Here is a 22,938-nt window from a genome sequence, read left to right on the forward strand (position 1 = left end):
ATGACCTCCTCCGATAACCAGTACGTCGAGGCTCTGCGGTCGTCCTTGAAGGAGATCGACCGGCTGCGGAAGCAGAACCAGCAGCTCATCGCGGCCGCCGTCGAGCCGATCGCCGTCGTCGGGATGGGATGCCGGTACCCCGGCGGCGTCAGTACGCCGGAGGAGCTGTGGCAGCTCGTCGCGGAAGGCCGCGAAGGCATCTCGGGTTTCCCCGCCGACCGAGGCTGGGACCTCGACGCGATCGACAGTGCTGCACGCGAGGGCGGATTCCTCAACGACCCCGCGTCGTTCGACGCCGAGTTCTTCGGAATCGCACCGCGCGAGGCCGTCGTCATGGACCCGCAGCAGCGGCTGCTTCTGGAGACCTCCTGGGAGGCCTTCGAACGCGCCGGCATCAGCCAGGAAGCACTGCGCGGGAGCCAGACGGGCGTCTTCATGGGCACCACGGCCCAGGACTACGCCGACCTCCTCGCCTCCTCCGCCGAGGACGTCGGCCTCTACGCCACCACGGCCTTCGCCGCGAGCGTGCTCTCCGGCCGCATCTCCTACCTGCTCGGTCTCGAAGGACCGGCGGTGACGGTGGACACGGCGTGCTCGTCGTCGCTGGTGGCGATGCACCTCGCGTCGCAGGCGCTCCGGCAGGGGGAGTGCGACCTGGCCCTCGCGGGCGGCGTGGCGGTGATGTCCACGCCGAGCGGATTCGCCGCGTTCACCTCGCAGGGAGGACTCGCACCGGACGGCCGCTGCAAGGCCTTCTCCGATGCCGCCGACGGTACGGGCTGGTCCGAGGGCGCCGGAGTGGTTCTCCTTGAGCGGCTGTCCGACGCGAAGCGCAAAGGCCACAAGATCCTCGCCGTGCTGCGCGGATCGGCGATCAACCAGGACGGTGCCTCCAACGGCTTGACCGCGCCGAACGGCCCGTCCCAGCAGCGCGTCATCCGGCAGGCACTCGAGAACGCGGGCCTCTCCCCGTCCGACGTGCACGCCGTCGAGGCCCACGGCACCGGAACGTCGCTCGGCGACCCCATCGAGGCGCAGGCCCTGCTGGCGACATACGGGCAGGAACGCGAGAACCCTCTGCTGCTCGGCTCCATCAAGTCCAACATCGGCCACCCGCAGGGCGCTGCCGGTGTCGCCGGCGTCATCAAGATGGTGATGTCCCTACAAGAAGGACTCCTGCCGAAGACGCTGCACGCCGACGAGCCCTCCCGCAACGTCGACTGGAACGCGGGTGCCGTCGAACTCCTCACCGAGGCGACCGACTGGCCGGAGGCCGACGGACCACGCCGGGCCGGCGTCTCGGCCTTCGGCGTGAGCGGTACGAACGCGCACGTCATTCTGGAGTCGGCCCCCGAGGCGGAGCCCGCCACGGCGGAACGTCCCGCCGAGGGTGCGGTCTCGGACCAAGAGGCAGGTGCGACTGCGGAGTTGGCGCCTGCGTTGGTGCCGTGGGTCGTGTCCGGCCGGTCCGAGGCGGCGCTGGAAGCGCAACTTGACCGGCTGACGTCCTTCGTCGCGGCGCATCCGGAACATTCGCGGGCGGACGTGGGCTACTCGCTGGCCGACTCCCGGTCGCTGTTCGAGCACCGTGCGGTGTTGCTGGCTTCGGGGGACGGGCTGACGGAGGCGGCTCGGGGTGTGGCCTCGTCCGATCCGGGTCTGTTGGCGGTGGTGTTCTCTGGTCAGGGGAGTCAACGCCTGGGGATGGGGCGGGAGTTGTATGCCCGTTTCCCGGTCTTCGCGGACGCGCTCGATGCCGTACTGGCGCATCTGGAGCCGGGGCTTCGGGATGTGATGTGGGGCGAGGACGAGGAGCTGTTGAGCCGTACGGGGTGGGCGCAGCCTGCGCTGTTCGCGGTGGAGGTGGCGCTGTTCCGTCTCGCAGCCTCGTGGGGCATCGAGCCCGACTATCTGGCCGGTCACTCGATCGGGGAGATCGCCGCCGCCCATGTGGCTGGTGTGCTGTCCCTGGAGGACGCGTGCCGACTGGTTTCCGCCCGTGCTCGGTTGATGGAGGCGCTGCCCGAGGGCGGCGCGATGGTCGCGATCGAAGCGGCCGAGGACGAGGTCACGCCTCTCCTCACGGACGGGGTCTCGCTGGCCGCGGTCAACGGTCCGTCGTCGGTGGTCGTCTCGGGCGCGGAAAGTGAAGTGCTCGCCGTCAGCGGTCACTTCGAGTCTGCGGGGCACCGCACCCGTCGGCTGAGCGTCTCCCACGCGTTCCACTCTCCGTTGATGGAGCCGATGCTGGAGGAGTTCCGCACGGCGATCGAGGGCCTGACTTTCGAGGCTCCGAGCATCCCCATCGCAGCCTGGGGCGACGTGTCGACGCCCGAGTACTGGGTCGAGCACGTCCGCGCCACGGTCCGCTTCGGCGACAGCCTCCAGCGGCTGGCCGACCAAGACGTCTCGGCGTTCGTGGAGTTGGGCCCGGACGGCGTGCTGTCGGCCATGGCCGCAGCCATCGCCCCCGACGCCGCCACCGTCCCCCTCCTCCGCAAGGACCGCGACGAAGAAACCGCCGCGCTGGGCGCGTTGGGGCGTCTGCATGTCGAGGGTGTGCCCGTCGAGTGGCAGCGGCTCTTCGACGGGACCGGCGCGCAGCGGGTCGACCTGCCGACCTACGCGTTCCAGCACCAGCGCTTCTGGCCCACCGCCACCACGCGTGCAGGTGATGCCTCCGGACTCGGGCTCCGTGCCGCCGAACACCCGCTCCTGGGCGCGGCTGTGGAGGTGGCGGGGTCGGACAGGATTCTGTTCACGAGCCGTCTGTCGCTGTCGTCGCATCCGTGGCTCGCGGATCACCGCGTACAGGGTCAAGTGCTGTTCCCCGGCACGGGGTTCGTGGAACTCGCGGTCCGGGCCGGTGACGAGGTCGGCTGTGACCGCGTCGAGGAGCTGACGCTGGCGGCGCCGCTGGTCATCCCGGACCAGGGCGCGGTGCAGGTTCAGGTGTCGGTCGGTGCCGCGAACGAGGACGGCCGCCGTACGGTCTCGGTGCACGCCCGCCCCGACGGCCCCGAGGACGCCCCATGGGTGGAGCACGCCGACGGAGTGGTGTCCTCCGGCGGTGTCACCGGCGGGTTCGACGCCTCGGTCTGGCCTCCGAAGGGCGCCGTTCCGATGGACGTGGACGGCTGCTACGAACGCTTCCCCGAGCTCGGCTTCGACTACGGTCCGGTCTTCGCAGGGCTTACGGCCGCCTGGCAGGGCGATGACGGTGAGGTCTTCGCCGAGGCCGAACTGCCGGAGAGCACCTCCGTTGACGGGTTCGGCCTGCATCCGGCGCTCCTCGACGCCGGTCTGCACGCCGCAGGACTCGACGGCGCCGCCGTGGTCGGCCGCGAAGGGCTGCCCTTCTCCTGGCAGGGCGTCTCCCTCCACGCCACGGGCGCCCGCACGATCCGTGTCAGGCTCGCGCGGGCCGCCGAGGACGCCATGAGCGTTTCGGTCGCCGACGCTGCCGGGGCCCCTGTCGCCACGGTCGAGTCCCTGGTGATGCGGCCCGTTCCCGCCGCCGAACAACTCACCACCGCGCAGGGCCCTAGTGAAGCCCTCTACTTCCTCGACTGGACGCCCACTCCGGCATCCGACACGTCAGCACTCATACCGGGGGCGGTAGTTGTCGGTCCCGATTCTCTGGGAGTCGCCGATGCCGTCGGCGCGAGGAAGATCCATTCGGACCTTGCCTCGGTCCTCGTCGCAGACGACGCACCCGTCCCCGAGGTCGTGCTGGTTCCCGTCACAGGAGACCCGGGCTCTGAAGCGGCTCGGTCGGCGCACGCTGCGACGGTACGTGTGCTTGAGCTGCTGCAACGGTGGCTGGGCGGTGAGCGGTTCGCACACTCGCGTCTGGTGTTCGTGACGCGTGGTGCGGTGTCGGGTGGGGATCCGGCTGGTGCTGCGGTGTGGGGTCTGGTGCGGTCGGCGCAGTCGGAGCATCCGGGCCGGTTCGGTCTGCTGGACGTGGACGGCTCGGATGTGTCGATGGCGGTGCTTCCGCAGGCGGTGGCCACGGATGAGCCTCAACTGGCTCTGCGGGCGGGGGAGATACGTGTCCCGCGTCTGGCGCGTGTCACGCCGGCTGACCGGCAGTTCTCCTGGGGCGGTGTCTCGGGCGCGGTGCTGGTGACCGGTGGTACGGGTGGTCTGGGTGCTCTGGTGGCGCGGCATCTGGTCGCCGAGCACGGTGTGCGGGATCTGCTGCTGGTCTCGCGGCGGGGCGGGGCGGCCGAGGGCGCGGATGAACTGGCTGTCGAGCTGGAGGAGTTGGGTGCCCGGGTCGAGGTTGCGGCGTGTGATGTGGCCGATCGGGAGGCGCTCGCGTCGCTGCTGGAAGAGCGTGCGGTCGGGGCCGTGGTGCATACGGCAGGCGTTCTCGACGACGGCGTCGTCGACTCCCTGACTGCGGAGCGTGTGGCGGCCGTACTGCGTCCGAAGGTGGACGCCGCATGGAACCTCCACGAACTCACCCGCGACCGCGACCTGTCGGCCTTCGTACTGTTCTCTTCCGCCGCCGGCGTCTTCGGCACGCCCGGCCAGGGCAACTACGCGGCCGGTAACGCGTTCCTGGACGCTCTCGCCCTCCACCGCCGCGAACTCGGCCTCCCGGCCGCCTCGTTGGCGTGGGGCACCTGGGCCCAGGAAACCGGGATGACCGGCGACCTCACCGACACCGACATCCGGCGCATAGCTCGCACGGGCGTCGCGCCCCTGACAGTCGAGCAGGGGCTTGCGCTCTTCGACGCCGCACTCGCAGGCGACGACGCGGCCGTACTGCCGCTGCGCCTCGACCTGTCTGCCGCACGTGCGCAGAGCGAAGCGCCCCCGCTGCTCAGGGGCCTCGTACGCACACCCGCACGGGCCCGCCGGGCCTTGGCCTCATCCACCGGCACGCGGGACGGGCTCGCGGAACGCCTCGCCGGACTCGGCCATCTCGAACGTACGGAGAAGGTCACCGAGGTCGTGCGCGGCGAGGTCGCCGCCGTACTGGGACACGCGAACCCGGAGTCGGTCGACGTCACCCGCCCCTTCCAGGGACTCGGCTTCGACTCCCTGACAGCCGTCGAACTCCGCAACCGGCTGACCGCCGCCACCGGTCTGCGGCTGCCGGCGACGCTCGTCTTCGACTACCCGACCGTGACGGCGCTCGCTGAACACGTACGGGACGAACTCCTCGGCGACGACGGCGACTCGGCCCTTCCCGCCCTCACTGCCCCGGGCACCCTGCCCGCTCTCGCCGACGACCCCGTCGTCCTGGTCGGCATGGCCTGCCGCTACCCCGGAGGCGTCACCTCCCCCGAGGACCTGTGGCGGCTTGTGACCGAAGGCGGCGACGCCATCTCCGGCTTCCCCACCAACCGCGGCTGGGACCTGGACAACCTCCACCACCAGGACCCCGACGAGCCCGGAAAGACACACGTGGTCCGCGGTGGATTCCTGCACGACGCCGACCAGTTCGACCCCGGCTTCTTCGGGATGTCCCCACGCGAGGCTCTCGCCACCGACGTTCAGCAGCGGCTGCTCCTGGAGACCTCCTGGCACGCCTTCGAACGCGCCGGCATCGACCCCGTGACGCTGCGCGGCAGCCGCACCGGCGTCTTCGCCGGGGTCATGTCCAACGACTACAGCACCCTCATCAGCGACGAGACCTTCGAGGGCTACCAGGGAACGGGCACGGCGCAGAGCGTCCTGTCGGGGCGCGTCGCCTACGCCCTCGGCCTGGAAGGGCCCGCGGTGACCGTCGACACCGCCTGCTCCTCCTCTCTTGTCTCCATGCACCTCGCCGCCCAGGCGCTGCGCAGCGGCGAATGCGATCTGGCCCTCGCCGGTGGTGTGACGGTGATGTCCACCCCCGGCTCCTTCGTGGCCTTCTCCCGCCAGCGCGGCCTCGCCGCCGACGGGCGCTGCAAATCCTTCTCCGACGCCGCCGACGGTGTGGGCTGGTCCGAGGGTGTCGGGCTGGTGGTGCTGGAGCGGTTGTCGGATGCTCGGCGCAAGGGTCACAACGTGCTTGCGGTGGTGCGTGGTTCGGCGGTCAACCAGGACGGTGCGTCCAACGGGCTGACCGCGCCGAACGGCCCCTCACAGCAGCGGGTGATCCGGCAGGCGTTGGCCAGCGCGGGACTTTCTGCGGGCGACCTCGACGTCGTAGAGGCGCACGGTACGGGGACGACGCTTGGTGATCCGATCGAGGCGCAGGCGTTGTTGGCGACGTATGGGCAGGAGCGTGACGCCGAACGGCCGTTGTTGTTGGGGTCGGTGAAGTCGAATCTGGGTCATACGCAGGCTGCTGCGGGTGTCGCTGGTGTGATCAAGATGGTGGAGGCGATGCGGCATGGTGAGCTGCCCCGCACCCTCCACGTGGATGAGCCGTCCTCGCATGTGGACTGGGAGGCCGGGGCGGTCGAGTTGCTGGCCGAGCAGACCGACTGGCCGGAGGCTGGGCGTGTGCGCCGGGCGGCGGTCTCCTCGTTCGGCGTGAGCGGCACCAACGCCCACCTCATCCTCGAACAACCCGAGCAGACCGGAGCACCCGAAGCCGTCCCGGCTCCCGGCCAGCAAGCAGGAGAAGCGACGGACGAGGCGCTCCCCGGGCCCTTCCCGGTCCTGGTCTCCGCCAAGTCCGCAACCGCACTCGACGAGCAGGTGGACCAGTTCCGCGCCTGCGCGCAGGAGCTGCGCAATGTCGACGTCGGCTTTTCGTCGGTGGTGACGCGTTCGCTGTTTGAGCATCGTGCGGTGTTGCTGGCTTCGGGGGACGGGCTGACGGAGGCGGCTCGGGGTGTGGCTTCTGCCGATCCGGGCGGTCTTGCAGTGCTCTTCTCTGGTCAGGGGAGTCAACGCCTTGGTATGGGCCGGGAGTTGTATGCCCGTTTCCCGGTCTTCGCGGAAGCGCTCGATGCTGTGCTGGTGCATCTGGAGCCGGGGCTTCGGGATGTGATGTGGGGTGGCGACGAGGAGCTGCTGAGCCGTACGGGGTGGGCGCAGCCTGCGCTGTTCGCGGTGGAGGTGGCGCTGTTCCGCCTGGCAGCCTCGTGGGGTGTCGAGCCGGACTATCTGGCGGGGCATTCCATCGGTGAGGTCGCCGCGGCACATGTAGCTGGTGTGCTGTCCCTGGAGGACGCGTGCCGACTGGTTTCCGCCCGTGCTCGGTTGATGGAGGCGTTGCCTGAGGGCGGCGCGATGGTCGCGGTCGAGGCGTCCGAGGGCGAGGTCACGCCCTTCCTCACGGGCGGTGTTTCGCTGGCCGCGGTCAACGGGCCGTCGTCGGTGGTGGTCTCCGGCGCTGAGAGTGAAGTGCTGGCGATCTCAGACCATTTCGAGTCTGCGGGGCACCGCACTCGCCGGTTGAGTGTTTCCCACGCGTTCCACTCTCCGTTGATGGAGCCGATGCTGGAGGAGTTCCGTACGGCTATCGAGGGCCTGACTTTCGAGGCTCCGGGCATCCCCATCGCGGCCTGGGGTGACGTGTCGACGCCCGAGTACTGGGTGGAGCACGTGCGGGCCACGGTCCGTTTCGGCGACAGCCTCCAGCGGCTGGCCGACCAGGATGTGTCGGCGTTTGTGGAGTTGGGACCGGACGGCGTGCTGTCGGCCATGGCCGCCGCCATCGCCCCGGATGCCGTGACGGTCCCCCTCCTCCGTAAGGACCGTGACGAAGAGGCCGCTGCCCTGACGGCTGCGGCTCAACTGCACGTCACCGGCCACGAGATCGCCTGGGCCCGGTTGTTCGACGGCACCGGTGCTCAGCGGGTCGACCTGCCGACGTACGCCTTCCAGCACGAGCGTTTCTGGCCCGCCACCACCCGCGCAGGTGATGCCTCCGGACTCGGGCTTCGTGCCGCCGAGCACCCGCTCCTGGGCGCGGCCGTGCACGTGGCGGGGTCGGACACGGTGCTGTTCACGAGTCGTCTGTCGTTGGCGTCGCATCCGTGGCTTGCTGATCATGCGGTGTACGGGCGTGTGTTGTTCCCCGGCACGGGGTTTGTGGAGCTGGCTGTCCGCGCGGGTGATGAGGTCGGTTGCGCTCGTGTCGAGGAGCTGACGCTGGCTGCGCCGCTGGTGATTCCAGAGCAGGGCGCGGTGCAGGTTCAGGTGCTGGTGGGTGCCCCGGACGGTGAGGGGCGTCGTCAACTGGCGGTGCATGCGCGGCCGGAGGCTGATGGTGATGTGCCGTGGGTGGAGCATGCGAGCGGCGTGCTGGCCGAGGGCGAGGCGCGTGTCCCGGGGTTCGATGCTGGTGTGTGGCCGCCTTCGGGCGTGGTTCCGGTGGATGTGGGGGACTGCTACGAGCGGTTTGCGGATGCCGGTTTCGAGTACGGGCCGGTCTTCCAGGGGCTGACGGCGGCCTGGCGTGGCGAGGACGGCGAGTTGTTCGCCGAGGTGAGCCTGCCGGAGGAGACGCCCGTGAGGGGCTTCGGCCTGCACCCGGCACTCCTCGACGCGGCCCTCCACACGGTTGCCTTCGAAGCGTCTCACACCGGCGGCGGCGCGGTGCCGTTCTCCTGGCAGGGCCTCTCGCTGCACGCCTCAGGCGCGACGGCAGTACGAGTACGGCTGACACGTACCGGCGGCACCTCGATGGCGCTCGCGATTGCCGCCCCGTCCGGCGAACTGATCGCGTCGGTCGACGCGTTGGCCACGCGAACCCTGTCAGCGGATCAGCTGCAAGGTGTCGGACGGGCCCGGGACGATCTTTTCGGCATCGACTGGCTCCCGGCACCGGCGTCAGGCGAGACCTCGAGCGCCGCGTCGGCCGTCGACCGCGTCCATCTCCTGGAACTGGACGAGTCGGCGGCCGACCTGGCAGCGCGAATGAGGGACGCGGACCCGGACATCGACGTGCAACTGCTGTCGGACCTCGCGGAACTCGAGGATCTGGCGGAAGCCGGCGGGGACGCTGCCCGGGGTTCGTCGGTGCCGGGCGCGGTGCTGGTCCCGGTCCCGGTCTCGGGCGAGGCGGACGGTGGTGTGGCGGATGCCGCCCACGCCGTCGCGGGCCGTGTGCTGGAGCTGGTGCAACGGTGGCTGGGCGGCGAGCGGTTCGCCCGCTCCCGTCTGGTGTTCGTAACGCGTGGTGCCGTGACCGGGGAGAGCCCGGCGGCCGCTGCGGTGTGGGGCCTGGTGCGTTCGGCGCAGTCGGAGCACCCCGGCCGGTTCGGCCTGCTGGACGTGGACGGTTCCAACGCGTCAGTGGAGGCGCTGGCAAGCGCCGTCAGGGTGGACGAGCCTCAACTGGCCCTGCGCGCGGGCGAGATACGTGTCCCGCGTCTGTCGCGTGTCGCGTCCGCTGACAGGCAGTTCTCCTGGGCCGATGTCGAGGGCGCGGTTCTGATCACGGGTGGTACGGGTGGTCTGGGTGCTCTGGTGGCCCGGCATCTGGTGGCCGAGCACGGTGTGCGGGACCTGCTACTCGTCTCGCGGCGTGGCCGTGCGGCTGAGGGTGCGGATGAACTGGTTGCTGAGCTGGGTGAGTTGGGTGCCCGGGTCGACGTCGCGGCGTGTGACGTGGCCGACCGGGACGCACTCGCGTCGCTGCTGGACGAGCACGCGATCGGCGCCGTGGTTCATGCGGCGGGTGTCCTCGACGACGGGGTCGTGGAGTCGCTGACGCCCGAGCGCGTCGATGCCGTACTGCGTCCGAAGGTGGACGCGGCGTGGACCCTGCACGAACTCACCCGTGACCGCGACCTGTCGGCGTTCGTGCTGTTCTCATCCGCCGCCGGGATACTCGGGAGCGCGGGCCAGGGCAACTACGCGGCGGCAAACGCCTTCCTCGACGCACTCGCGCTGCACCGCCGTGAACTGGGCCTCCCGGCCGCCTCGTTGGCCTGGGGCGCCTGGGCGGAGGAAGGCATGCTCGCGGAGGCCGACACCGAACGTCTGGCCCGCGCCGGCATGCCGCCACTGAGCACCGACGAGGGACTGGACCTGTTCGACGCGGCGCTTGCCGCGGACGCAGCGGCGATCGTGCCGGTCAAACTCGACCTTCCGGTTCTGAGGGCTCACGGCGAAGTTCTCCCGTTGCTGCGCGGACTCGTCCGGGGCCGGTCGCGTCGCTCCGTGGCCGGGGCCGGGGCCGGGGCCGGGGCCGAGAATGCCGTCGCACTCGTGCAGCGCCTGCACAGCCTGGACGAGGACGAACAGCACGACGTGCTCCTGAGCATGGTGCGGACCGAGGTCGCAGGCGTACTCGGACATGCCGACGGACACGCAGTGGAGGCCTCACGAGCGTTCCAGGATCTGGGCTTCGATTCGCTGACGGCCGTAGAGCTGCGCAACCGCCTGACAGCCACAACCGGTCTGCGTCTGTCGGCGACCCTCGTCTTCGACTACCCGACCGCTGCCGCACTCGCCACGCACCTTCGGGATTCCCTGGTCGGGACCGGCACCGAGACGGCGGCTCTCGTACCCAGCCGCGTGCTGCCGCCGGTGGCGGACGACCCGGTGGTCATCGTGGGGATGTCGTGCCGTTACCCGGGCGGGGTGTCCTCCCCGGAGGACCTGTGGCGGCTGGTGTCGGAGGGCGGCGACGCGATCGGCGACTTCCCCACCGACCGTGGGTGGGATCTGGAACGGCTCTTCGACCCGGCCCCGGATCACCCCGGCACGTCGTATGTACGGTCCGGTGGTTTCCTGCGTGAGGCCGCGGAGTTCGATCCGCAGTTCTTCGGAATGTCGCCCCGGGAAGCTCTGGCCACCGACTCGCAGCAGCGGTTGTTGCTGGAGGCGACGTGGGAGGCGTTGGAGCGCGCGGGTCTCGATCCGGCTGCGCTGCGTGGGAGCCCGACCGGCGTCTTCGCGGGCGTCATGTACAACGACTACGCCCAGCTCCTCGACGGTGGCGAACTGGAAGGACACCAAGGTCAGGGCAGTTCCGGCAGCATCGCCTCAGGCCGTATCGCATACACCTTCGGATTCGAGGGGCCGGCGGTGACGGTGGATACGGCGTGCTCGTCGTCGCTGGTGGCGATGCACTGGGCGGCGCAGGCGCTGCGCAGCGGCGAATGCGATCTGGCCATTGCCGGTGGTGTGACGGTGATGTCCACGCCGAACCCCTTCGTCGAGTTCTCGCGTCAACGTGGTCTGTCGGCGGACGGACGATGCAGGGCGTATTCGGATGCGGCTGATGGTGTGGGCTGGTCTGAGGGTGTCGGGCTGGTGGTGCTGGAGCGCCTGTCGGACGCGGAACGCAAGGGTCACAACGTGCTTGCGGTGGTGCGTGGTTCGGCGGTCAATCAGGACGGTGCGTCGAACGGGCTGACGGCGCCGAATGGTCCGTCGCAGCAGCGGGTGATCCGGCAGGCGTTGGCGAGTGCGGGGCTTTCCGCGGGTGACGTCGATGCTGTCGAGGGCCATGGCACCGGCACGTCGCTGGGTGATCCGATTGAGGCGCAGGCGTTGTTGGCGACGTATGGGCAGGAGCGGGATGCCGAACGGCCCCTGTTGTTGGGGTCGGTGAAGTCGAATCTGGGTCATACGCAGGCTGCTGCGGGTGTCGCGGGTGTGATCAAGATGGTGGAGGCGATGCGGCATGGTGAGCTGCCCCGCACCCTCCACGTGGACGAGCCGTCCTCGCACGTGGACTGGGAGGCCGGTGCGGTCGAACTGCTGGCTGAGCAGACCGTGTGGCCCCAGAGCGACCGGGCACGTCGTGCGGCGGTCTCCTCGTTCGGCGTGAGCGGCACCAACGCCCACGTCATCCTCGAACAGCCCGTCGAGGCGGTGGCACCCGTCGCCGGGCAGGTGGAGCAGCCGTCCGCTGTGGTGTCGCCGGGTGTGGTGCCGTGGCCGGTGTCGGCGAAGTCGGCGGAGGCGTTGGCTGGGCAGATCGAGCGGCTGCGTTCGCTGTCGGGGGAGTCCCGTCCGGTGGATGTGGGGTTGTCGCTGGTCACCACGCGTTCGCTGTTCGAGCACCGTGCGGTGTTGCTGGCTTCGGGGGACGGGCTGACGGAGGCGGCTCGGGGTGTGGCTTCTGCCGATCCGGGTCTGCTGGCGGTGCTGTTTTCCGGTCAGGGGAGTCAACGGCTGGGGATGGGCCGGGAGTTGTATGCCCGTTTCCCGGTGTTCGCGGAAGCGCTCGATGCCGTGCTCGGTCACTTGGAGCCGGGGCTTCGGGATGTGATGTGGGGCGAGGACGAGGAGCTGTTGAGCCGTACGGGGTGGGCGCAGCCTGCGTTGTTCGCGGTGGAGGTGGCGCTGTTCCGTCTTGCGGCGTCATGGGGCATCGAGCCCGACTACCTCGCGGGTCACTCGATCGGTGAGATCGCCGCAGCCCATGTAGCTGGTGTGCTGTCCCTGGAGGATGCCTGCCGACTGGTTTCCGCCCGTGCTCGGTTGATGGAGGCGCTGCCCGGGGGCGGCGCGATGGTCGCGATCGAAGCGTCCGAGGACCAGGTCACCCCTCTCCTCACGGGCGGTGTCTCCCTGGCGGCTGTCAACGGTCCCGGCTCGGTGGTGGTCTCCGGCGCGGAAAGTGAAGTGCTCGCCGTCAGCGGCCATTTCGAGTCTGCGGCCCGCCGTGTCCGTCGGCTGAGTGTCTCCCACGCGTTCCACTCTCTGTTGATGGAGCCGATGCTGGAGGAGTTCCGCACGGCTATCGAGGGCCTGACTTTCGAGGCTCCTAGCATCCCCATCGCAGCCTGGGGCGACGTGTCGACGCCCGAGTACTGGGTGGAGCACGTGCGGGCCACGGTCCGTTTCGGCGACAGCGTCGAATGGCTCGCTGACCAAGACGTCTCGGCGTTCGTGGAGTTGGGACCTGACGGCGTGCTGTCGGCCATGGCCGCCGCCATCGCCCCCGACGCCACCACGGTCCCCCTCCTCCGTAAGGACCGAGACGAAGAGACCGCAGCGCTGGCCGCGTTGGGGCGTCTTCACGTGAACGGCGTGCCCGTCGACTGGCGGCGGCTCTTCGACGGAACCGGCGCGCAGCCCATCGACCTGCCGACGTACGCCTTCCAGCATGAGCGCTTCTGGCCCACCGCGACCACACGCCCCGGGGACGTTCGTGCCGCTGGTCTGGGATCGGTGGAGCACCCGCTGCTCGGTGCCGCCGTCGAACTGGCAGGCCCAGAGGGAACTGTCTTCACGAGTCGTCTGTCGTTGGCGTCGCATCCGTGGCTTGCTGATCATGCGGTGTACGGGCGTGTGTTGTTCCCCGGCACGGGGTTTGTGGAGCTGGCGGTGCGTGCCGGTGATGAGGTCGGTTGCGCTCGTGTCGAGGAGCTGACGCTGGCTGCGCCGCTGGTCATTCCGGAGCAGGGCGGCGTGCAGCTTCAGGTGCTGGTGGGTGCCCCGGACGGTGAGGGGCGTCGTCAACTGGCGGTGCATGCGCGGCCGGAGGCTGATGGTGATGTTCCGTGGGTGGAGCATGCGAGCGGCGTGCTGGCCGAGGGCGAGGCGCGTGCCCCGGGGTTCGACGCGGGTGTGTGGCCGCCTTCGGGCGTGGTTCCGGTGGGTGTGGGGGACTGCTACGAGCGGTTTGCGGACGCCGGTTTCGAGTACGGGCCGGTCTTCCAGGGGCTGACGGCTGCCTGGCGTGGCGAGGATGGCGAGCTGTTCGCCGAGGTGACCTTGCCGGAGGAGACGCCGGTGCGTGGCTTCGGCCTGCACCCGGCACTCCTCGACGCGGCCCTCCACGCCGTCGGCGCGGCAGAGGGCGCTGCTGCGGAGGGCGGCCTGCCGTTCTCGTGGGAGGGCGTGTCCCTGCACGCCACGGGCGCTTCGAAGGTTCGAATACGCCTCGTGCGCGGTGACAGGGGAACCACCTCGGTCGACGTCGCAGACTCCTCGGGCCGTCCGGTCGCATCTGTGGGCGGGCTGGTCACACGCCCCGTACAGAGAGAGCAGCTGGGTGGCGCCGGGGCGGCTCGTGACGGGTTGCTCACCGTCGACTGGACGCCCGTGTCCGCCCAGACCGTCGCGGCGGACAGCAGGTTCGCCGTCGTGGGCGAGGACTCCGTCGGGGTTGGCGAAGCCGTCCGCCAGGCAGGCTTTGTGACAGAGCTGGCGCCGGATCTGGAGTCGATCGATGCGGCGTCTGCACCGGGTGTGGTGCTGGTTCCGGTCTCGGGTGACGCGGACGACGGCGTAGCCGGTGCCACACATGCACTCAGCACCCGTGTGCTGGACCTCACCCAACTGTTCTTGCGCAACGAAGAGTTCGAGCACTCCCGGCTCGTCTTCGTCACCCGTGGTGTGGTGTCGGGCGAGGACCCGGCCGCTGCTTCGGTGTGGGGTCTGGTGCGGTCGGCGCAGGCGGAACACCCGGGCCGCTTCGGGCTGCTGGACGTCGACGGTACGGATGCTTCCTGGGACGTACTGCCCCAGGCGCTCGGAGCGGACGAGCCGCAGATCGCAGTCCGCGAAGGCCGAGCACTCGCTGCGCGTCTGTCACGTGTCACGTCCGCTGACAGGCAGTTCTCCTGGGCTGATGTCGAGGGCGCGGTCCTGGTCACGGGTGGTACGGGTGGTCTGGGTGCTCTGGTGGCGCGGCATTTGGTGGCCGAGCATGGTGTGCGGGAGCTGGTGCTGGTTTCGCGCCGTGGGCGTGGGGCTGAGGGTGCGGATGAACTGGCCGCCGAGTTGAGCGAGTTGGGCGCCCGGGTCGAGGTCACCGCGTGTGATGTGGCCGACCGGGACGCAGTCGCCAGTCTGCTGGACGAGCACGCGATCGGTGCGGTGGTGCATGCGGCGGGTGTTCTCGACGACGGTGTGATCGAGTCGCTGACTGCGGAGCGTGTCGATGCTGTGCTGCGTCCGAAGGTGGATGCGGCGTGGAATCTGCACGAACTCACGCGCGACCGCGACCTGTCGGCGTTTGTGTTGTTCTCGTCTGCTGCCGGTGTGTTCGGTAATGCGGGTCAGGGCAACTATGCGGCGGCCAACGCGTTCCTGGACGCGCTTGCGGTGCATCGTCGTGAACTGGGTTTGCCTGCCGTCTCGTTGGCGTGGGGTGCGTGGGCGCAGGAGGGCATGCTCTCTGCTGCCGATGCGGAGCGGATGGCGCGTTCGGGTATGCCGCCGCTGGCTACCGGCGAGGGGCTGGAGCTGTTCGATGCGGCGCTGACGGCGCAGGCGGCTGCGCTGGTGCCGGTGCGGCTGGACTTGCCGGTGCTGAAGTCGCGTGGTGAAGTGCCGCCGCTGCTGCGCGGGTTGATCCGTACCCGCCAACGCCGCGCCGTCGCGGGCTCGGAAACGGCGGCTGCGCTGGTGCAGCGGCTGGGCGGTCTGAAGGCCGACGAGCAGCACGGTGCTCTGCTGGATGTGGTGCGTGGTGAGGTCGCCGGGGTGCTGGGCTTCGGCAGCGCTTCGGAGATCGATGCCGCGCGGGCGTTCCAGGACCTCGGGTTCGATTCTCTGACGGCCGTGGAGCTGCGGAACCGTCTGTCTGCGGCGACCGGTCTGCGGCTGCCGGCGACGCTCGTCTTCGACTACCCCACCGCGGTCGCGCTCGCCACACACCTGCAAGAGGAACTGGTCGGCAGCGACGCGCGGGCTGCCTCCGAAGTCCCCGCGCTCGTCACCACGGCCGATGACCCGGTGGTCATCGTGGGGATGTCGTGCCGCTACCCGGGCGGGGTGTCCTCCCCGGAGGACCTGTGGCGGCTGGTGTCCGAAGGCGGCGACGCGATCGGCGACTTCCCCACCGATCGTGGGTGGGACCTGGAGTCGCTCTTCGATTCCGACCCGGACCGGCCCGGTACCTCCTACACCCGCTCCGGCGGATTCCTGCGTGCGGCCGCGGAGTTCGATCCGCAGTTCTTCGGAATGTCGCCACGTGAGGCTTTGGCCACGGATTCGCAACAGCGGCTGCTGCTGGAGGCGACGTGGGAAGCGCTGGAGCGGACAGGGGTAGACCCCACCGGGCTGCGTGGCAGCCGCACGGGGGTCTTCGCGGGCGTCATGTACAACGACTACGCCCAGCTCCTCGACGCGGAAAGCGAAGGGCACCAGGGCTTCGGCAGCTCCCCGAGCGTCGTGTCCGGCCGCGTCTCCTACACCTTCGGTTTCGAGGGCCCTGCGGTCACGGTGGACACGGCGTGCTCGTCGTCGCTCGTCGCCATGCACCTGGCGGCCCAGGCCCTGCGGCAGGGCGAGTGCTCCCTTGCCCTGGCCGGCGGCGTCACCGTGATGTCGACTCCCGCGGCCTTCGTCGGTTTCTCGCGTCAGCGTGGTCTGTCGGCTGATGGCCGGTGCAAGGCGTATTCGGATGCTGCTGATGGTGTGGGCTGGTCCGAGGGTGTCGGGCTGGTGGTGCTGGAGCGGCTGTCGGACGCCCGGCGTAATGGCCACAACGTGCTTGCGGTGCTGCGTGGTTCGGCGGTCAACCAGGACGGTGCGTCCAACGGCTTGACCGCGCCGAATGGTCCTTCTCAACAGCGGGTTATCCGGCAGGCGTTGGCGAGTGCGGGGCTTTCCGCGGGCGACGTCGACGCGGTCGAGGGCCATGGCACCGGCACGACGCTGGGTGACCCGATTGAAGCGCAGGCGCTGCTGGCGACGTATGGGCAGGAGCGGGACGCCGAACGGCCCCTGTTGTTGGGGTCGGTGAAGTCGAATCTGGGTCATACGCAGGCTGCTGCGGGTGTCGCGGGTGTGATCAAGATGGTGGAGGCGATGCGCCGCGGCACGCTGCCGCGCACCCTTCACGTGGATGAGCCGTCCTCGCATGTGGACTGGGAGGCCGGTGCTGTCGAGCTGCTCGCTGACGAGGCCGAATGGCCCCAGAGCGACCGGGCCCGTCGTGCGGCGGTCTCCTCGTTCGGTGTGAGCGGCACCAATGCCCATCTGATCCTGGAAAGCGCGGAGCTCGCTCCCACGGGGACCGACGCTGTGACTGCCGACGCCCAAGTTGCGCGTGTGGTCCCGGTCTTGGCGTCCGCGAAGTCGGCGGAGGCGTTGGCTGGGCAGATCGAGCGGTTGGGGGAGTGCGCCGCTGCGGGGTCTGCGCTGGATGTCGGCTTCTCGTCGGTGGTGGCGCGTTCGCTGTTTGAGCACCGTGCGGTGTTGCTGGCCTCGGATGAGGGTGTCGTCGAGGCGGCTCGCGGTGTGGCTTCTGCCGATCCGGGTCTGCTGGCGGTGGTGTTCTCTGGTCAGGGGAGTCAACGGCTGGGGATGGGGCGGGAGTTGTATGCCTGTTTCCCGGTGTTCGCGGAAGCGCTCGATGCCGTGCTCGGTCACTTGGAGCCGGGGCTTCGGGATGTGATGTGGGGCGAGGACGAGGAGCTGTTGAGCCGTACGGGGTGGGCGCAGCCTGCGTTGTTCGCGGTTGAGGTGGCGCTGTTCCGTCTTGCGGCCTCGTGGGGCATCGAGCCGGACTATCTGGCGGGGCATTCCATCGGTGAGATCGCCGCAGCCCATGTAGCTGGGGTGCTGTCCCTGGAGGATGCCTGCCGGCTTGTCTCTGCTCGGGCGCGGTTGATGGAGGCGCTGCCTGAGGGCGGTGCGATGGTCGCGATCGAAGCGGCTGAAGACCAGGTGGCCCCGCTGCTGACCGATGGTGTCTCCCTGGCGGCGGTCAACGGTCCGTCGTCGGTGGTGGTCTCCGGCGCAGAGAGTGAAGTGCTGGCGATCTCAGACCACTTCGAGTCTGCGGGCCGCCGTGTCCGCCGGTTGAGCGTCTCCCACGCGTTCCACTCTCCGTTGATGGAGCCGATGCTGGAGGAGTTCCGCACGGCCGTCGAGGGCCTGACTTTCGAGGCTCCGAGCATCCCCATCGCAGCCTGGGGAGACGTGTCGACGCCCGAGTACTGGGTCGAGCACGTCCGCGCCACGGTCCGCTTCGGCGACAGCGTCGAATGGCTGGCCGACCAGGATGTGTCGGCGTTTGTGGAGTTGGGCCCGGACGGCGTGCTGTCGGCCATGGCCGCGACCATCGCCCCCGACGCCACCACGGTCCCCCTCCTCCGCAAGGACCGCGACGAAGAAACCGCCGCCCTGACTGCTGCGGCCCAACTGCACGTCACCGGCCACGAGATCGACTGGCAGCGGCTCTTCGACGGCACCGGCGCCCAGCGCATCGACCTGCCCACGTACGCGTTCCACCACCAGCGCTTCTGGCCCGCCGCCACCACCCGCCCCGGGGACGTTCGTGCCGCCGGTCTCGGATCGGTGGAGCATCCGCTGCTCGGTGCTGCCGTCGAACTGGCGGAGGGCGACGGGGTGTTGTTCACCAGCCGTCTGTCCCCGCGTACACACCCCTGGCTTGCCGACCACGTCGTCATGGGGCAGATCCTCGTGCCCGGTGCGGCGCTGGTGGAATTGGCTGTCCGCGCCGGTGACGAGGTCGGCTGTGACCGCGTCGAGGATCTCACCATGGCCGCACCCCTCGTCCTCCCGCAGGAGGGCGGCGCCCAGGTCCAGGTGTCCGTGGGCGCCCCCGACGGGCATGGACGCCGGCCGGTCGCCGTGTACTCGCGGCCAGCGGAAGAAGCCGCCGATACGCCGTGGACGCAGCACGCCGCGGGCACGCTCGGCATGAGCGCCCCCGGAGCGACAGACTCCTGGCCCGACGCGCACGTGTGGCCTCCCGCTGACGCCGAGCCGGTCGAACTGACCGACTGCTACGAGCAGTTCGCCGACGCGGGTTTCGAGTACGGGCCGGTCTTCCAGGGGCTGACAGCGGCCTGGCACGGCAGTGACGGTGTTCTCTTCGCCGAGGTCGAACTGCCTCAGGACGCGTCCACCGCAGGCTTCGGCATGCATCCGGCGCTGCTCGACGCCGCGCTGCACGTCGCTCTGCTGGACAACGGGGGCGGTGAAAACCGGAATCAGGCGCCGGGGCTGCCGTTCTCCTACGGGGGCGTCTCTCTGCATGCTGCCGGAGCTTCAGCAGCACGAGTGCGTCTGACGCGCGACGCAGACCGTTCCATGTCCATTGCTCTGGCGGATCGTACGGGTGCGCTTGTGGCGACCGTCGATTCGCTCTCGGTGCGTGAGGTCTCGGCGGAGCAGTTCGCACACCTCGGCGCGGGGCCCGAGGCGCTGTTCGGCGTCGAGTGGTCCCCCGTGCCGGGCGGCGAAAAGCCGGTGGGAGAAGTCCCGTTGGTAGGCTCCGATGCCTTCGGGCTGTGCGAAGCGCTCGACGGAGCGGGCGTCACGGTCAGCTGTCAACCTGACCTGACGTCCATCGTCGGGCTCGTGCCGGATCTGGTTGTGGCTCCCGTCGTCGGTTCGGCCGAGCAAGGCGCCGAAGGCGTACACGCGACCGCCAACTATGCGCTGGAACTCATCCAGGAGTGGCTCATTGACCCGCGCTTCGAGGGGTCGCGTCTGGTGTTCGTCACGCGTGGTGCTGCGACGGGTGAGGATCCGGCTGCTGCCGCGGTGTGGGGCCTCGTGCGCTCGGCGCAGGCGGAGCACCCGGGCAGCTTCGGGCTGGTCGACGTGGACGCTACGGAGGCGTCCCTCGCGGCGGTGACGTCCGCGTTGGAGGCGGACGAACCGCAACTCAAGCTCGTGGAGGGCCAGTTGCGGGCGGCACGTCTTGGCCGTGTCGCTCCCTCCTCGGCGGGCGGCGTGGAGTGGCGCGCTGCGGGCACCGTGCTGGTCACCGGCGGTACGGGTGGTCTGGGCGCGCTCGTGGCGCGGCATCTGGTCGCGGAGCACGGTGTGCGGGATCTGTTGCTGGTTTCGCGCCGGGGGCGTGGGGCTGAGGGTGCGGATGAACTGGCTGTCGAACTGGGTGAGTTGGGTGCCCGGGTTGAGGTTGCGGCGTGTGATGTGGCCGACCGGGAGGCTCTGTCGTCCCTGCTGGCTGAGCATGCGGTCGGTGCCGTGGTCCATGCGGCGGGTGTCCTCGACGACGGCGTGATCGAAGCGCTGGACCCCGAACGTGTCGCGTCGGTGTTCCGCCCGAAGGTGGACGCAGCCTGGAACCTGCACGAACTCACGCGCGACCACGACCTTTCGGCGTTCGTGTTGTTCTCCTCCGCCGCCGGCGTGTTCGGCAATGCGGGTCAGGGCAACTATGCGGCGGCCAACGCCTTCCTGGACGCCCTGGCCGCGTACCGTCGTGAACTGGGCCTGCCCGCCGTCTCGTTGGCGTGGGGTGCGTGGGCGCAGGAGGGCATGCTCTCCGACGCCGATGCCGAGCGGCTGACGCGATCCGGCATGCCGCCTCTGGACACGGACGACGGCCTGAAGATGTTCGACGCCGCGCTCGCGAGCGACGCACCACTGCTCGTACCCGTACGGCTCGAACTGTCCGTACTGCGTGCCCGCGGTGACGTACCGCCGCTCCTTCGCGGACTCGTCCGCACTCCCACTCGTCGCACCGCAGACGGCTCCGAGGCCGTGGCCGGACTCCTGCAACGGCTGGACGGTCTGAAGGCCGACGAGCAGCACGAGGCCCTGCTCGATGTGGTGTGTGGTGAGGTTGCGGGGGTGCTGGGCTTCGGCGGTGGTTCGGAGATCGATGCCACGCGTGCGTTCCAGGACCTCGGGTTCGATTCTTTGACGGCCGTGGAGCTTCGGAATCGTCTGTCTGCGGCGACCGGTCTGCGGCTGCCGGCGACGCTCGTCTTCGACTACCCGACCGCCGTCGCGCTCGCCACGCACCTGCAAGAGGAGCTGTTCGGTTCCGATGTGCAGGGTGCGTTGGTGCCGTCGCGGGTGCTGCCGCCCGTGGCGGACGACCCGGTGGTCATCGTGGGGATGTCGTGCCGTTACCCGGGCGGGGTCTCTTCTCCGGAGGATCTGTGGCGGCTGGTGTCGCAGGGGACGGACGCGATCGGCGACTTCCCGACGGACCGAGGCTGGGACCTGGAGCAGCTCTTCCACCCGGACCCGGACCACCCCGGCACCTCGTACACCCGTAGCGGCGGCTTCCTCCACGATGCCGCCGACTTCGACCCCGAGTTCTTCGGGATGTCGCCGCGTGAGGCTTTGGCCACGGATTCGCAGCAGCGGTTGTTGTTGGAGGCGACGTGGGAGGCGTTGGAGCGCGCAGGTCTCGATCCGGCTGGGCTGCGTGGGAGCCCGACCGGGGTCTTCGCGGGTGTGATGTACAACGACTATGCGCAGTTGCTGGAGGGTGCGGAGACCGAGGGGCATCAGGGGACGGGTACGTCGCCGAGTGTGGTGTCCGGTCGTGTCTCCTACACCTTCGGCTTCGAAGGCCCGGCGGTGACGGTGGATACGGCGTGTTCGTCGTCGCTGGTGGCGATGCATTGGGCGGCGCAGGCGCTGCGCAGCGGTGAATGCGATCTGGCTCTGGCCGGTGGTGTGACGGTGATGTCGACGCCTGGTCCGTTTGTTGGTTTCTCGCGTCAGCGTGGTCTGTCGGCGGATGGCCGGTGCAAGGCGTATTCGGATGCTGCTGATGGTGTGGGCTGGTCTGAGGGTGTCGGGCTGGTGGTGCTGGAGCGGCTGTCCGATGCTCGGCGCAAGGGTCACAACGTGCTTGCGGTGGTGCGTGGTTCGGCGGTCAATCAGGACGGTGCGTCGAACGGTCTGACGGCGCCGAATGGTCCCTCGCAGCAGCGGGTGATCCGGCAGGCGTTGGCCAGCGCGGGTCTGTCGGCAGCGGACGTGGATGCGGTCGAGGGCCACGGTACGGGCACGTCGCTGGGTGATCCGATTGAGGCGCAGGCGTTGTTGGCGACGTATGGGCAGGAGCGTGATGCCGAACGGCCGCTGTTGTTGGGGTCGGTGAAGTCGAATCTGGGTCATACGCAGGCTGCTGCTGGTGTCGCTGGTGTGATCAAGATGGTGGAGGCGATGCGGCACGGTGAGCTGCCCCGCACCCTTCACGTGGACGAGCCGTCCTCGCATGTGGACTGGGAGGCCGGGGCGGTCGAACTGCTGGCTGAGCAGACCGACTGGCCGCAGGTTGAGCGGGTGCGCCGGGCGGCGGTCTCCTCGTTCGGCGTGAGCGGCACCAACGCCCACCTGATCCTGGAAAGCGCGGAGCTCGCTCCCACGGGGACCGACGCTGTGACTGCCGACGCCCACGTTGCGCGTGTGGTCCCGGTCTTGGCTTCTGCGAAGTCGGCGGAGGCGTTGGCTGGGCAGATCAAGCGGCTGGGGGAGTGTGCCGTGGCGGGGTCTGCGCTGGACGTCGGTTTCTCGTCGGTGGTGACGCGTTCGCTGTTTGAGCACCGTGCGGTGTTGCTGGCCTCGGATGAGGGTGTCGTCGAGGCGGCTCGGGGTGTGGCTTCTGCCGATCCGGGTCTGCTGGCGGTGGTGTTCTCTGGTCAGGGGAGTCAACGCCTTGGTATGGGGCGGGAGTTGTATGCCCGTTTCCCGGTGTTCGCGGAAGCGCTCGATGCCGTGCTGGCGCATCTGGACCCGCAGTTGCGGGATGTGATGTGGGGCGAGGACGAGGAGCTGTTGAGTCGTACGGGGTGGGCGCAGCCTGCGTTGTTCGCGGTTGAGGTCGCGCTGTTCCGTCTCGCAATCTCCTGGGGCATCGAGCCCGACTACCTCGCGGGCCACTCGATCGGTGAGATCGCTGCGGCACACGTGGCTGGCGTGTTCTCTTTGGAGGACGCGTGCCAACTGGTTTCCGCCCGTGCTCGGTTGATGGAGGCGCTGCCCGGGGGCGGTGCGATGGTCGCGATCGAGGCGTCCGAGGACGAGGTCACGCCCCTCCTCACGGACGGTGTCTCCCTGGCGGCTGTCAACGGTCCGTCGTCGGTGGTGGTCTCCGGTGCAGAGAGTGAAGTGCTGGCGATCTCAGACCATTTCGAGTCTGCGGGCCGCCGTGTCCGCCGGTTGAGTGTTTCGCATGCGTTCCACTCTCCGTTGATGGAGCCGATGCTGGAGGAGTTCCGCACGGCCGTCGAGGGTCTGAATTTCGAGGCTCCGAGCATCCCCATCGCGGCCTGGGGAGACGTGTCGACGCCCGAGTACTGGGTGGAGCATGTCCGGGCCACGGTGCGTTTCGGCGACAGCGTCGAATGGCTGGCCGATCAAGATGTGTCGGCGTTT

General features: G+C 69.5%; 1 protein-coding gene (only partly in view). It reads left to right on the forward strand.

What is annotated here, in order from left to right; genetic code table 11:
• On the forward strand, nucleotides 1-22,938 hold the 5' portion of the coding sequence (locus tag QQM67_RS27325; RefSeq protein WP_314177531.1) for an SDR family NAD(P)-dependent oxidoreductase. It continues 8,142 nt past the right edge of the window; the window shows 22,938 of its 31,080 coding nt (coding positions 1-22,938); its start codon is at nucleotides 1-3; its stop codon lies off the right edge, out of view.

Origin of the sequence: Streptomyces winkii (genome assembly GCF_032248595.1) — a bacterium.
GTDB classification, from domain to species: Bacteria; Actinomycetota; Actinomycetes; order Streptomycetales; family Streptomycetaceae; genus Streptomyces; species Streptomyces winkii.